Here is a 1031-nt window from a genome sequence, read left to right on the forward strand (position 1 = left end):
CCCCCGGCCCTACCCGCGGCTCCACGCCGGGCCGGCCGCCTCAACCCCCGGCCGGGGAAGCCGGGTTCGCAAGGTCGGGGCCGTGCCATGACGAGTTCCTCTCACCGGGTGTGATCCGGTGAGAAAGCTACGGACCGGCGGCCTTCGCCGGCGTCCCGCCGCAGAGCCCATCTGCCGCGTAGCTCTCAGGTATGACGGGTACGGGCCGCGGCGGCGCCCAGCCGCCCAACAGCCCCGCCCGGCCCTCGCTCAGCCCCGCAGCACCGCCCTGTCGACCAGCGTGACCAGCGGCACCTCGAACTCCGTGCGCTGCGTCTCCGGCCGCGCCGCCAGATAGCCCCGCACCCGCGCGAGCAACTGCGCCCGCTCGTCCTCCGGGAGCAGCAGCAGGCGCGAGTGCGTGGCGACCATCGCGGTCAGCGAGTCGCGCGTGTAGCGCAGCCGGTTGGGGAACCGCTGCCGCTGCACCGGCTCGTAGCGTTCGTCGGCCGGCACCTCCACCTCGTCCGACAGGTCCGCGAAGCACGCCTCGCCGCGCGTGACCTCGTCAAGGCCGATGATCCAGTCCACCTCGCGGTCGCCCTGGTTCCACAGCCCGGCGACCACCCCGCCCGGCCGCAGCACCCGGGCGATCTCCGGCAGCGCCCGCTGCGGGTCGAACCAGTGGAACGCCTGCCCCACCAGCACCGCGTCCACCGAACCGGCCGGCAGCGGGATCCGTTCCGCCGTGCCCTCGTGCGCCGGCACGTCCGGGTGCGCGCGCCGCAACTCCGCCCGCATCGCCTCGTCCGGCTCCACGGCCGTGGTCGGCACTCCCGCCGCGACGAGCGCGGCGGTCAGCTTGCCGGTGCCCGCGGCGAGGTCGAGGACGTGGAGGCCGTCGCGGTCGGCGACCGGCGCCAGGGCCCATCGGACCGCGGCGGCGGGGTAGTCGGGGCGGAATTCGGCGTAGGCCCCGGCCTGGCTGCCGAAGGAGGAGGCGCGCCGCCGGTGCAGCTCGTGGTCCGTAGTCATGATCGCTACGGTACGCC

Annotated in this window: 1 protein-coding gene; it reads right to left on the reverse strand. The window is 75.4% G+C overall.

The features are described 5' to 3' along the window. Positions 1–249: 249 nt before the first annotated feature. Entirely contained in the window at positions 250–1014 is a 765-nt protein-coding gene (locus H5J30_RS35495) for a class I SAM-dependent methyltransferase (protein ID WP_181791902.1), read from the reverse strand. Between the last annotated feature and the right edge of the window lie 17 nt (positions 1015–1031).

The sequence above is a fragment of the Streptomyces phytophilus genome, assembly GCF_013870535.1.
GTDB classification, from domain to species: Bacteria; Actinomycetota; Actinomycetes; order Streptomycetales; family Streptomycetaceae; genus Streptomyces; species Streptomyces phytophilus.

What these genes read in the sequence shown, in the direction of transcription:
- H5J30_RS35495 (WP_181791902.1), bottom strand. Translation starts at nt 1,014, where the DNA reads ATGACTACGGACCACGAGCTGCACCGGCGGCGCGCCTCCTCCTTCGGC.